14 protein-coding genes are annotated in these 12,173 nt (G+C 67.1%); 6 read left to right on the top strand and 8 right to left on the bottom strand.

The genetic code is table 11. From position 1 onward, the window contains the following. Positions 1 to 89: 89 nt before the first annotated feature. Complete coding sequence (locus ABD259_RS13720) at positions 90 to 1,142, bottom strand: serine/threonine-protein kinase (RefSeq protein WP_344162711.1); 1,053 nt, start codon at positions 1,140 to 1,142, stop codon at positions 90 to 92. A gap of 252 nt (positions 1,143 to 1,394) precedes the next feature. Here ABD259_RS13720 and ABD259_RS13715 point away from each other — a divergent pair, with 252 nt between their 5' ends. Next, positions 1,395 to 2,741, top strand: a complete 1,347-nt coding sequence (locus ABD259_RS13715) for a hypothetical protein (RefSeq protein WP_344162708.1) — start codon at positions 1,395 to 1,397, stop codon at positions 2,739 to 2,741. 31 nt (positions 2,742 to 2,772) lie between these two features. Here ABD259_RS13715 and ABD259_RS13710 read toward each other — a convergent pair whose 3' ends face one another. Together ABD259_RS13710 and ABD259_RS13705 are read right to left on the bottom strand one after the other, a co-directional pair. Then, positions 2,773 to 2,958: a DUF397 domain-containing protein gene (locus tag ABD259_RS13710; RefSeq protein ID WP_344162705.1), complete on the bottom strand. Its 186-nt coding sequence runs from the start codon at positions 2,956 to 2,958 to the stop codon at positions 2,773 to 2,775. Then, a complete protein-coding gene (locus tag ABD259_RS13705; protein WP_344162702.1) occupies positions 2,955 to 3,812 on the bottom strand; it encodes a helix-turn-helix domain-containing protein in 858 nt (285 codons plus the stop codon). The genes ABD259_RS13710 and ABD259_RS13705 overlap by 4 nt, the downstream gene beginning before the upstream one ends. A gap of 211 nt (positions 3,813 to 4,023) precedes the next feature. Between ABD259_RS13705 and ABD259_RS13700 the strand changes: the two genes are divergently transcribed. The 4 genes from ABD259_RS13700 to ABD259_RS25880 all read left to right on the top strand — a co-directional run bounded on the left by ABD259_RS13700 (position 4,024) and on the right by ABD259_RS25880 (position 7,201). Continuing rightward, positions 4,024 to 4,581 (top strand): ATP-binding protein, encoded by a 558-nt coding sequence (locus tag ABD259_RS13700; protein ID WP_344162698.1) that lies wholly within the window; start codon positions 4,024 to 4,026, stop codon positions 4,579 to 4,581. Positions 4,582 to 4,791: 210 nt separating this feature from the next. After that, entirely contained in the window at positions 4,792 to 5,712 is a 921-nt protein-coding gene (locus ABD259_RS13695) for a DNA-processing protein DprA (RefSeq protein ID WP_344162695.1), read from the top strand. Positions 5,713 to 5,858: 146 nt separating this feature from the next. After that, positions 5,859 to 6,485 carry a hypothetical protein gene (locus tag ABD259_RS13690; protein ID WP_344101073.1) on the top strand — a complete coding sequence of 209 codons (627 nt, stop codon included), beginning with the start codon at positions 5,859 to 5,861 and terminating at the stop codon, positions 6,483 to 6,485. Positions 6,486 to 6,604: 119 nt separating this feature from the next. Continuing rightward, the gene (locus tag ABD259_RS25880; RefSeq protein WP_412759354.1) at positions 6,605 to 7,201 is read left to right on the top strand and encodes an ATP-binding cassette domain-containing protein; all 597 of its coding nucleotides are present in this window, start codon (positions 6,605 to 6,607) and stop codon (positions 7,199 to 7,201) included. Here ABD259_RS25880 and ABD259_RS13685 read toward each other — a convergent pair. The 3 genes from ABD259_RS13685 to ABD259_RS13675 all read right to left on the bottom strand — a co-directional run bounded on the left by ABD259_RS13685 (position 7,170) and on the right by ABD259_RS13675 (position 9,102). Then, on the bottom strand, positions 7,170 to 7,514 hold the full coding sequence (locus tag ABD259_RS13685) for a putative quinol monooxygenase (RefSeq protein WP_344101071.1): 345 nt from the start codon (positions 7,512 to 7,514) through the stop codon (positions 7,170 to 7,172). The genes ABD259_RS25880 and ABD259_RS13685 overlap by 32 nt on opposite strands. A 62-nt stretch (positions 7,515 to 7,576) precedes the next feature. Next, positions 7,577 to 8,608, bottom strand: coding sequence for a YncE family protein (locus tag ABD259_RS13680; protein WP_344101069.1), 1,032 nt, complete (start codon positions 8,606 to 8,608; stop codon positions 7,577 to 7,579). After that, on the bottom strand, positions 8,605 to 9,102 hold the full coding sequence (locus tag ABD259_RS13675; RefSeq protein ID WP_344101067.1) for a VOC family protein: 498 nt from the start codon (positions 9,100 to 9,102) through the stop codon (positions 8,605 to 8,607). The genes ABD259_RS13680 and ABD259_RS13675 overlap by 4 nt, the downstream gene beginning before the upstream one ends. A gap of 125 nt (positions 9,103 to 9,227) precedes the next feature. Here ABD259_RS13675 and ABD259_RS13670 point away from each other — a divergent pair, with 125 nt between their 5' ends. Beyond that, entirely contained in the window at positions 9,228 to 10,118 is an 891-nt protein-coding gene (locus tag ABD259_RS13670; RefSeq protein WP_344101065.1) for a LysR family transcriptional regulator, read from the top strand. Between the two features lie 77 nt (positions 10,119 to 10,195). Here ABD259_RS13670 and ABD259_RS13665 read toward each other — a convergent pair whose 3' ends face one another. Beyond that, positions 10,196 to 10,354 (bottom strand): hypothetical protein, encoded by a 159-nt coding sequence (locus tag ABD259_RS13665; RefSeq protein ID WP_344101063.1) that lies wholly within the window; start codon positions 10,352 to 10,354, stop codon positions 10,196 to 10,198. A 113-nt stretch (positions 10,355 to 10,467) separates the two neighbouring features. Then, positions 10,468 to 12,126 carry an MFS transporter gene (locus tag ABD259_RS13660; RefSeq protein ID WP_344162692.1) on the bottom strand — a complete coding sequence of 553 codons (1,659 nt, stop codon included), beginning with the start codon at positions 12,124 to 12,126 and terminating at the stop codon, positions 10,468 to 10,470. Positions 12,127 to 12,173: the final 47 nt, after the last annotated feature.

The following is a 12,173-nucleotide window of genomic DNA, read 5'->3' as shown; positions in this document are numbered from 1 at the left end:
CCCTTCGTATGCCCCTGGTGCGTTTGTGGCGGGCCACTCATATGCGCTCCTCCCGGTCGTCTGGGGTTGCTCCGCTTGGTCGCAGCTAGCTAGCGGGCGGCCAGGGTCGCTGATCGGTCGTATTCGTTTCGGAGCCGCGACGCGAGGGCCTGCACCAGGGGAGTGGGGGCTGAAGCGCTGGAGCGAGCCAAGTGGTGGCGAGGGCGCGGGACGGGGATCGGGGCGGCGGGGTCTACTGCCACAGGGCTGTCGCCATCGTCTGGTCCGGCCACATAGGTGGTGTGCGCCAGCCGTATCCGGGCCGCCCCGGGCGACTGGCCGATTTCGGCCAACATTTCCGTCAGCTGGGCGCGGACGTCGGCCAGCTGCGGCCGGTCGTCAGGATCGCGGGAAAGCAGCGCGGCCACGATCGGCCGCAGTTCCTCTGGAAGGCGCGTGAGGTCAGGTTCCGTACCCGTCACCAGGGCCGCGAAGAGCGCTTCGGGTGTTGGTCGCTCTATGGGGTAGTGACCGGTCACGGCGAAGGTAAGTGTGGCGCCGAGGGCGTACATGTCGGCGGCCGTCCCCACGGCTTTCGCGTTCTGCGCCTGTTCAGGGGCCATACACAGCGGAGTCCCGAGCATCGCGTTGGTCGCTGTCAGCTCTCCCACAGCACCGCCAATGGCGACGAGGCCGAAGTCGATCACGCACGGTCCATCCGGGCCGAGGATCACGTTGCTCGGCTTGAGGTCGCGGTGCAGCAGGGCAGCACCATGGATGTCGGCGAGTGCCCGGGCAAGGACGAGCCCGAGAGCCTTCCCCTCGTTGCTGCTCATCGGCCCATTGCGGTGGACATAATCACGCAGGGTCAGCCCGGGTACGTACTCCATGGCCAGCCACTGCGGATCGGCGTCGGGCGGGGATGCCGCCAGCAGCGCCGCCGTTCCCGGTCCCTGGACCATGCGCATCGCCGCGACCTCGCGGTCGAATCGTTCGCGCAGGTCATCGCGGTCGGCCGTGGCGGAGTGCAGGGTCTTGACGGCCACCCGATCCCCATCTGGGGTTTCTCCCGCATATACCTGGCCCATCCCACCCGCGCCGAGCCTGCCGCGCAGCGTGATGTCGCCGAGGGTTCGAGGGTCGGATGCACTCAGGGGGTCCACTCTCACCTGCCATTCGCAGTGCTGAGATGCACGTCGGGGGAAGGAACCGGGACAAAGTCGGACTGTAGGGAGTCAGGCCAGCTTAATACCGATGTTGCGTTCTGTGATAGGAAAATCATCCAGGCCGGGCGCATTCGGCATCCGGTGGAATGGAGAACTCCCGAAGGCTGGCACACGCGGTGGCGGAGAGGTGTATCGTCGTGCGTCTTGCCTTCCGCCGTCCGATTCGATGTGTGTGGTGAAGGAACAGCCGTGGCGCACAACCATCTCGAACAGACGTACCTGGGTCAGTCCCACCAGGAGCAGTTCGAGAAGAACATTGACTACGCGCAGGCGCTGATCGTCGGGGGCAGAGCGCTGGAAGGCCTGCGTTCGGCGGCGGGGAACTTCGGCGACCTTACGGCTGCCCACCCGGAAGACCTGTACCGTGCGGCCTGGACACAGGCGGTGTCCGCTCTGGACCACTGGCTCCACCTCGAAGTGGTGGAGCATGCGGTGGCGATCGTGACAGATCCGACGCGGCCGCGGCCCCTGAAGCTCAACAAGCTCCAAATGCCGTTCGATATGGCGGAGCGGCTGTCCGGTGAGGCGAGGGGCGAGGTATTCCGTGAGTTCATCAATGAGCAGATCCGGCGCGACACCTATCAGCGCAGTGGGGGAATCAAGGAGGCGATTCGGCTCGTAACCACGCTCAACGGCGATGAGATCTGGCGTCGCGTCGGTACCACCCTGGGTGTGCCGGCCGCCCAAGTCCAGGCGCGGCAGGACGCCATCGTCGACCGGCGGAACCGGATCGCACACCAGGCCGACCTCGGACCGGATGGTCGCCGATCGCCCATGTCCGCCGATGAGGCGGACGAGGCCGTTGCCTGGGTGAAGGCGCTCGCCACCGCGTTGGAGCAGCGCTTCCTGCCGCTGGCCGGGATGCCGGTCCGGGCAACGGCCGCTGCCACGGGCAAGGTTGAGGCATCGGTTGCTGCATCGGCCGTCACTGCGCAACGTGCGGGAAGGGTCGGAAGGCAGGGGAGCCATGCCTGGCTGGTGCGCGCGGGCCGAGGTGGAATCGACGCCGACTGGGCGCTGAAGAACGGAGTCGCGGTCGTCGGCTTCCACGAGATCGCTGACCTCAGCGCAGCGGACGACCGCGACAAGGTCGCACGGCAGGTCCGGTCGAGCTTGCCTGCTGACGCCAAGGAAGGCCGGATCGAGAACTTCTCCCGCCAGCTTTGGGCCTTTCGCGGGCGGATCGAGGTCGGCGACCTCGTGGTGCTCCCCGTGGTGAAACGTCAGCAGATCGCCATCGGTGAGATCACCAGCGACTACTTCTTCCGCGAAGACAGCAATGTGCGTCACCGGCATCTGCGGCACGTCAACTGGATCCGAGACGACATCCCGCGCAGCTCTGTGCGGCAGGACCTACTCAACACGCTTGGCGCGTTCATGACGGTCTGCAAGATCCACGAGAACGACGGCGCGTGGCGGATCGCGCGCCTGGCCGAGAACGGCGAGGACCCGGGCCCGCGCTCCGAGACGATCCGAGCGCCGGAGGACGTGGAGGAGGAGACGGACCCGGGCAAGGCCGCGCCCGAGGAGGAGTAGGGGAGTAGGTCGTCAGGTGGGGAATGGCGGTCTAGAGTTCTCCGCGCCGACTGGCGGTGAGGAAGATGGCCCATTCCCCACTCGGGAAGGTCAGGTAGCCCTTCTCTGCGTGCTTGGAGTCGCGTATGGCGGCGATCCGGCGGAGATTGGCTACTTCGACACAGTTCTGGTTCTGGGCGCTGTAGCTGCTCTTCCGGAACTCCGTGTTGGCGTTCATGGCTTGCTCTCTAGAGACTTCAGGACGTTTCCGATGAACTGGGCGGATTGCGCAGTTGAGAGCGCTACGCCCTGTACGTTGCTAAATGCCACGCTATACCGTTCCAGTTCCTCGGGTTGTTCGAGGAACAGATCGTTGGTAGCTGTCCCGACGTACACGATTGGCTGGTCCTTGGCCTCGGGGAACTCAAGGATGCTGAAGGGGCCTGCGAGGGCGAGGTGAGCCCCTGCTTCGTAGGGCAGGACTTGGATGTCGATGTGGTGGCGCAGCGCGAGATGGTTGAGATGCGTCAGTTGCTCGCGCATCACGTCGAGACCGCCGATGACGCGGCGTAGGGCGCCTTCGTCGATGACTGCGAGGACGTGGGGTGGCTTGATCCGGTTGAAGATTTCCCTCCGGGCCATCCGGGCCTCGACGCGACGGGCGACGTCTTCTTCGAGGATGGCGCGGCCGGCTCGGAATACGGCGGTAGCGTAGTCCGGGGTCTGAAACAGACCGGGGATAGTGAGCCCTTCGAAGGTGCGGATCATGCAGGCCTCGGCCTCCCAGTCGGGGAGAGCGTGGTCGCCGAAGACGTCCTTGTATTTGGACCACCATCCACGCTCTTTGGACTGCCGCGCGAGTTCGTGCATGGCGTCCCGCGTCGGGCGGTCCACGCCGTAGAGATCGGCGAGCGCGTCCAGGTCGGTGTGGCGCAGGCGGCGGGCGTCGGCGGTCTCGATTCGGCCGAGTGTGGCGCGGGGGACTCCGGAGGCCTGGGCGGCGGCCTCCAAGGTCATCTTGGCGTCTTCTCGCAGCCTGCGGAGGGCCTGGCCGAGTCGGCGGCGTCGGATGTTGGGGCTGTAAGCGTCCACGGCGCACTCCGAGCAAGATCTAATGGGAATCTCATGAATCCGCTTGAGAAATGGGATTCTGAGTTTATCCTAGGGGTAGTCAGACAGCTAAAGCTCACGTTGACGAGCTGAACGCTACGGCGCGACCGCCTCCCACGTCCTCAGAACGGACCGAACAGCGGATGCGATCGCACTACCCCCTCGTCCGCGACCTGTGTCCCTAGGAGCACACATGTCCGTTCTGACCCCCGTACCCCCGATGCCCGAGGTGACGATCCCGCTCAACCTGCTCATCCCGCACGGCTATGAGCACTACTTCAACTGCAGCACCGACCGCCCCTACTTCACGCGCCGCGCCTTCGAGTTCCGGGGTGAGACGGTCCTCATGCCGCTGGTTCACGCCTACCTGCGCACCTGCGCCGCAGCGGGAAGCCCCGAGTACCGCTACATTTTCGATCTGCTGGGAACCGAGCTCGCCAGCAACGCCATCAAGCACACGCGCTCCGGCACCCACGGTCGCACCTACACCCTCAAAGTGGAGCGCTCGGCGGGTGGCCTCACGCTCACTTGCATCGACTGGGGACGTGCGGATCGGAACTACGGCTACAAGGAGCGGCACTACCTCACCGCACTCGACCCGGCCGATCGACTGACCGTCGAGTCCGGTCGCGGGCTCGCCCTCGTCGACAACCTCTCCACGGCCTGGGGCGACAGCGGGCAGGCCAGCTTCCGCCGTGTCTGGTTCCGCCTCGACTACGACCTCACCAACAGCGCTTGGCCCGCCGTTTGAGCGAGACGCACGCCACCGCCGCCAGCGGCCCAGGAATCACGATGTTGTCAGCACGTTGCTAGAACATGTGTTCTATCGCGAGACTCGGCGTATCGGACGCGAGGCGGAGGAAAGGAGGCGGCGATGTCGGCAAGGTCGCCACGGACACGCGCATTGCGCAGGGAAGCGGCACAGGTCAGGGGCCGTAATGGACCCTCTAGGCTGGAGTCCATGCAGCAAGACGACGAACGAGCCGCGCTCATCGCTCTGCTGCGCATGGGATCGGGCTGGGCGAAGATCGCCGACTCCGTTGCCGACTCCGGAGGCGCTCTGACCGTTCTGGAGGACAGGCTCGCGCACGAGGAGACTCTTTTTTCCCCCGTGTCCGACCGCGTCTCGCAGCTGCTTGACGAGTCTCGTCGCCTGCTCGATGACTGGTCCGCGCAGGGTATGGACGTCCTCGTCTTCTGGGAGGACGGCTACCCTCCCCAACTCCGTGAGATTCACGAAATGCCGCCCGTCGTCTTCACCCGGGGTGAGCACGCCGACGACCGCAGAGCCATCGCGGTCGTCGGCTCCCGGTCGGCGTCACCCCGTGGGCAGGAGATCGCTGGGAACATCGCCGAACGCCTCGCTTCGGAGAAGGTGACCGTCGTCAGTGGCCTCGCCGTCGGAATCGACGCGGCCGCTCACGCCACTGCGCTGCGAGCCGGGGGCCGCACCGTCGCTGTCGTCGGAACCGGTATCGACCGCTACTACCCGAAAGACAACCGTGCTCTGCAGGACGAGATCGCCGAGCGCGGCATGCTGCTGAGCCAGTTCCTGCCGGGATCTGCACCGACACGGCGGAGCTTTCCCATGCGTAACGCCGTCATGAGCGGATACGCAGCGGCGACCATCGTCGTCGAAGCAGGTGAGCACAGCGGTGCCAGGATCCAGGCGCGCTACGCGCTGAAGCACGGCAGGCAGGTCATCTTCACCAAAGAGCTGCTGGCCAATGAATGGGCACGGGACTTCCAGAGCCGACCGGGTGTGCACGTCGTCGCCAGCATGGACGAGTTAATGGAGGTCGTCCATGAGGTGTTCGCCGCGAACGAGTCACCGCCAGGACAGTTCGCCGACTGGATGGAGCCGGAGGGTCCTGTCTGGTGACCTCGGGTGAGCTGCGTCGTGTCCGTGCGAATGTCGTACTCCAGACCAACTACCTGCACGCTGTACCTCGCAAAGGACCAGGCCTTTGCGAGGTCTGCTATGGCGCGATCGATCCCAAATACACGCGATGCTTGAAATGCAAGCGTATGGAATCCGCTGCCAGAGGCAGCCTCGCCGACCTCGTAGTGCCCATCACCTACCGAATTGATGGCCAGCACGCTCACGACCTCCGGTGGTACAAGAAGACCGACGTGTCGGGGACGGAAGCCCATCGGCGCCGTCTCGCCGCCCTCTTCTGGTACTTCCGCGACCACCACATCGCGTGCGTCAAGGAGGCAGCGGGCCTGTCCTCCTTCACGCACGCCTGCTTCGTGCCAAGCACGAAGACACCGGAGAGTACACACCCCCTTCAGGAGCTGCTCGCACCGGCGGTCAGCACGCTCTGCCTGATCGACCTGGCAGTGAACACGGACGTCGATTCCGAGTCGCGCGAGTTCCACAAGGACTGGTTCCGACTGGCTCGGATCCCTCAGGGGAGGCGTCCGGACGCCGACGTTGTGCTGATCGACGACACCTGGGTCACCGGCTCCCGGGCGCAGTCGGCGGCATACCGCCTGAAGCGTGCAGGGGCGCGGACGGTCGTGATCCTGGTGCTTGCTCGCCAGCTCGATGCCGGATACGCGCACACGCAGCGGATACTCGGACCTATCCGGAACAGCACATACGACCTCGGCGACTGTGCCGTGCACGATGAGAGCCAGCCAAGGGGCTAAGGCCGAGACGGATCGGTGCGCTGCGGCAGGTCCGCAGCTTGGCGCGCCCGGGACTCCGGACCGAACCGGGGGGTCGGCAATGGCCGACACTACGTGGGCTTTCCCAGTCCAGCGGCAACATGCCTGAGAACCGCGGAGTCGAGGAGGGATTCCGCGTGGAACCACCCGGGGCCTCCGAGGTTCGGCTGCGCGGCGTCGCGTTCTCCTGTGGGAGGGACAGCGCTCCGGTGACACGTGACCTCAACCTCGACATCGCGGAAGGAGAATACCTCGCGGTAGTTGGGCCCAGCGACATCGGCGAGTCCACCCTCGCCCTGCTCCTGGCTGGGCTGGTCGCCCCCGATGCGGGAAGAGGTGCTGCTGGGGGCGCACGCTGCCGGAACCGTCGCGAGCGCAACAGGCGCGGTGGGTCACCTTTATTCCGCAGGATGCTTACGTGTTTCGCGGGGCCCCGCGGGACAACTTGGCCTATCTCGCGCCCGACTCCCCGGGTGGGAACTAGAAGAGGCAGTGCGTCGAATGGGCGGTATCGCCGACCGGATCGGCGGACTGGACACGCAGCATCGCGGCCGCGTGGTAGCGGCGATCGAATGGTCGTCGGTCAAGGCCATCTTTCGTTTCAGGTGGCGCGAGAGCCGCGCTGGTCGTGCGTGGAAGGTCGGTTCTCCGGGTGGTCGGGGCACGTCACGCCCCGGCCTCGTGGCCGAGCGGGGTGAGTTCGGCCATCGGCGCCCAGCCGCCGTCGGGGGCCTGGTCGGTGTAGATGATCTGCGGCTTCTCCGCGATGTAATGGGGCATGAACTTCATCGCCTCGGCGAAGTGCGCGGACGTCACGTGGGCTTCGCCGGCGTCGGAGCCGGTGAAGGCTTCCAGCAACACGAAGATGGTGGGGTCCTCCGGGGAGCGGTACCACTCGAAGAACACGTTGCCCTCCTCAGCGCGGGTCGCCCTGCTGAAGGCGTCGACACGGTTGAGCCATTGGTCGGCGAGTTCAGGGCGGATGCGGTACTTGACGTTGATCAGAATCACCGGAAGGTTCCTCTCGGCGTTGGTGGTCGGGTGGTGTAGGCCGCGGCATCGGCAGCGGGCTGTCACGTCAGGTAAGCGATGCCGTGTGCCCCCTGTACCGTCGCGGGGTCGCCTGGGTCGACGTCGATGGTGTGCAGCCGAGTGCCGGCTGTCAGGTCGATGACGTCGAGCGTCCCGGAGCGCAGGTTGGCGACGAACCCACGGTCCCCGGCCGGTGTGGAGCGGATGGTGAGCGGGACCCGCCCGACCTGCGCGGTCAGCCGGAGTTCCAGCCGTCCAGTGGCGGTGTGCCGGTAGGCATTCAGCAGCCCCGGCCCCGGCACGCCCGGCTCGGCGAAGCGCACCAGGCCGGCGAGGACGAGGCCGTCGGTGGTGACGTGCACAGGGGATGCGGGATGCGGAAGGGGAACCTGGTGCACAATCTCGTCGCAGGTGGTGTCGACGACGGCGAGGGTGGCCGGGGACTGGTCGTCGTCCCCGCCTGCGAAGTCGATCATCGCGGCAGCGACGTACACCCACTTCCCGTCCGGAGAGGCGGTGATCTCCTCAGTGCCGTACGGCACCGGAATCCGCCTCACCAGCAGGCAGCGCTCCAAGTCGACAACGGAGACGTAGGGGGCTTCCTTGCTGGCCGTGTAGGCCTTCGACCCGTCGGGGGTGATGGCCGTCCAGTGCGGGCCCCGGGCACTGACGTCGATCCGCCGCACCGGCTTGCGGGTGGCGGTGTCGATGGCCACCAGAGCGCCGCCTCCGTTGGGGCCTGCTTCGACGGTGACGTACAGCAGTCCGCGAGCCGCGTCTAGAGCAAGACCGTGCGGCGCTTCCTCGGGGGCGAGGGGGATGACATCGGCCAGCTCGCGCCGGTGCGGGTCGATGACGGAGATCTCGTGTGCCTTGGTGCCGGGGGCGGCATAGACACCGGAACGGTAGGTGTGCGAGACGTACATCCACCCGTTTCCGGGGTCGGCGCAGATCTCATGCGGCTGCGCGGCTACGGGAAGGTCACCGAGGGGTTCATAGGTGGCGCCGTGGAAGAACCTGAGTCGCCGCCCCGAGGATGTGACCACCGCCAGCACAGGTATGCGGGCGGTCACTTCCCCTCCTCGCTTTCGAAGTCGGGGCGCTGGATGAACTCGATCACTTCACCGTCCAGGCCGTAGACGAAAGCGAGGCGGATTTTGCCGTCCACGTGCCCGTGCAGACCCTTCTGGGGCAGATGGGCCGGAGCCTGCATCGGCCGGGCACCGTTTTCCAGGGCATGGTCGTAGGCGGCGTCCACATCGTCGGTGCGCAGGCAGATGTGCAGCAGGGCGCTGTGGGCGGCGCGCTCCTCGTCGCTCGACCGGGGGGCCTCGGGGTCGGGGGCGGCCGGGCCGCCGGGCACGGCGGTGGGGGCGTCGAACAGCTCTAGGTAGACGCCGTTGCCGGCGTCCAGGAAGGCGCAGCGGCCCACGACGCCGGGGGAGTTCCACTCGTAGACGACGTGAAAGCCGAGTGCTTGCTCGTAGAAGCGGACGGTGGCGTCGAAGTCGGCAGCGCGCAGGGCGAAGTGGTCGAAACCGCGGTGCGTCCGGGGCGAGGTGCCCATGAAGGATCGTCCTTTGAAGGGTGGTCGGTATCTCTCTGCGGATTCAACGTTACGAAGGCCCTTTTATAGGATCAAATCCAATTTTTGGGGGGACTACATAGAATGTCCCTATGTCCTGCCCTTCGTTGCGACAGATCGAATACCTCCTCGCCGTGGTCGAGCACGGTTCCATCAGCGACGCCGCCCACGCCCTCCACACAGCGCAGCCCACTCTCTCCCAGCAGCTCAAAGCCCTTGAGAAGACCGTAGGCACGCCCCTGCTAGAACGCACCGCACGCGGCGCACGGCTCACCCCTGCCGGCCGCGCGTTCCTCCCCGGCGCGCGCCGTGCCTTGGCCGGCGCCGAGCGCGCCACCGGCGCCGCCCGCGCCGTCGCGGGAATGGCCCACGGTCGGCTCCACCTCGCCTCCGTCCTCTCCGTGGCCCTCGGTGTCGTGCCCTCCGTCCTGACCGCTTGGCGCGCCGCCCACCCGCTGGTGGATGTGGAGCTGTACGAATACGCTGACCTGGAGTCCTTCACCGCCGCGATCACGGACGGCACCGCAGACGTCGCCATCGGCCCACTCCCCGAAGGCTGGGAGGGCCCCTCCCACGCTCTGGGGGCGGAGGAGTTCGTCGTCATCGCGCCGCCCGCGGATCCCCTGGCAGGCTGCGACCGTGTGCGCCTTGCCGAGCTGGCCGACCGGCGCTGGGTCCACTACGGCCACACCCACGGCCTCGCCGACCTCGTCGACCAGCTGTGCGCCGAGGCCGGCTTCACCCCGAACGCGGCCATCCGATCCATGCAGACCGCCGCCCTGCCCTACCTCGTAGCCGCCGGCCTGGGGGTGGCGATCGTGCCGGCGAACATCCTCACCCCTGACTTCCCCGGAACCCTCCTGCGCCTAAATCCGCCCCACCTGCGCGACCTCTCCGCCTTCGCCCGACCCGCGCCGCACCCTGTCATCACCGAGTTCCTGGACATCGCACAGGGCAGTGCACGGCTGCTACCCGAGCACCTGGCCATTTCCTGGTGATCCTGTGTGGGAGGCGCGATCGTGGGATCGACCGCGGGTAACTGGTCACCCTCGCCTTCGAACGATGGCGCCGGTGCTCAATGGACGAGCATGACCCACTTCTTCTCCTGGCCAGGAGCCAACTTACGGGGACGCTTCTCGATGATCCAGGCGTCTCCTTCGTTGCCGACGATCTCTAGGAGCGCCCGCCGCACGACGTCGTCGAATACGCCGTCGAGAAGCCGTGAACCCCTCACCGTGGTTTCTCGGACAGCCGCTGGATCGCGGGGATGCCGTCAGGGGCGAGAACACTCCCGCCCCTGCTTAACCGCCGTTCTCGAAGAGAACGGCGGTGAGTCTCCTACTTCGCCTACCTTTTTGTGATCACGGATGAGTGGTTGCCGCTGCGTAGGAGGGTTCCGATGAGGAGGAAGAGCAGGAGGCAGATTCCCCCGAGGGCGAGGATGACGGTGTGGAAGGCACCGTCGTAGGAGGTGATGAGGAAGTCGAGGAAAGCGGTACTGCCTCCGTCCCCGGCGTCGATCGCCGACGTCGCGCCCGCGGTGTGGCCTCCCGCGACGTCATTGGCGACCGCGGCCGCGTCCCCCGCTCCCGGGAAGTCGCCGATGCCGTCGCGGATGTGCGAGGTCAGGAGCGTGGTCAGCAGGGAGGCGTAGAGCGCGACGGCGATGGCCTCGCTGCCCAGGCGGAGGGTGTTGAGGAATCCGGCGGCCATGCCGGTCTTGCTCTCGTCGACGATGTCCAGGGCGAGGCGGTCGACCAGTCCCGCGGAGAGGCCCATCCCGGCGCCGGTGACGAGCATGGGCAGCGCGACGACGGGGATGGCGACGGTTGGGCTGAAGAGGAGCAGGGCGAGGTCGCCGATCACCAGGCAGGCGAGGCTGATGTAGATGAGGAGGAGAGCGGAGACTCCGCGGTTGACGAGGGCGGCCGCCAGCATGGGGCAGGCGACGACCGGGAAGGTCAGCAGCACCATGATGAGCCCGGCGGTTCCCGCGCCGTAGCCGCCGACGACGGTGAGGTAGCTGGGCAGGTAGGTCAGGATCGTCACGAAGCCGAAGGACGCGGCCACCGGGACCAGGCACAGGCCGACGAACCGGCGATCGCGCAGCAGGCTCAGGTCGAGCATCGGGTCGTCGCGTCGCTGTTCCACCGTGGCGAAGACGGCCAGGACGATGACGGTACCGGCGACGAGGCCGATCACGCGCGCGCTGCCCCAGCCCCACTGGGAGCCCTGCACGATGCCGGTGGTCAGGAGCAGTATGGCCAGGATGAACAGCGCGCTGCCGATGACGTCGATACGCGCTCCGGCGCGGCCGGTGTGGGCGGTGTTGCGCGCGATCACCGGGACGGCCAGCAGGACGAGGCCCAGCGCCAGCGCGTGCATGCCGAAGACCCAGCGCCATCCCAGCCCCTCGATGATCAGGCCGGACAGGGACGGGCCGAGCGCGACGCCGATACCCGCGACGGTGCCGAACAGCGCGAACGCCTTCGCTCGGGCTGGGCCGTCGAAGGCCGTCGCGAGGATGGCGCTGCCGCAGGCGAAGATGGCAGCACCTCCCAAGCCCGCGAGGGCGCGGGCGATGTCGAGCAGGTAGATGCTGCCGACGAGCGCGCTGGCCAGTGATGCCGCCGCGCAGATGCCCGCCCCCAGCGCGAAGGCCCGCACGCGGCCGACGATGTCGGCGATGGAGCCCCACGCGAGGGTGAAGCACGCGAAGGCGACGTTGAAGGCGTTGACCACCCATTGCAGAGGCACGATGTCGGCGCCTGTGGCGGTGCCGATGGCGGGCAGCGCGACAGCCGTCCCGGAGATCGAGCTCGGCACGACGAAGACGGCGAGCAGGATCGCGGCCAGTGTCAGGGTCCGCTTCAGGGTGTATGGCGCGACGGGTGCCGAGGCTCTTGGGGTGGGGGACGAGCGTTCGCTGCGGCTCGCTTCGTCGGGGCCGAGCCGTGTGCCTGGGGGCTGGTCCTTTTTCCCTGTCTTCCTGCTGTGGGGAGCCAAGGGGTTTCTCCTTGCCTGGGTCCGGCCCCTGTGGGCCTAGGTTCTAA

Source organism: Nocardiopsis rhodophaea, from assembly GCF_039530945.1.
Lineage (GTDB): Bacteria > Actinomycetota > Actinomycetes > Streptosporangiales > Streptosporangiaceae > Nocardiopsis_C > Nocardiopsis_C rhodophaea.
Note: the sequence above shows the minus strand (reverse complement) of the source record. Positions and strands in the feature narration are given on the sequence as shown.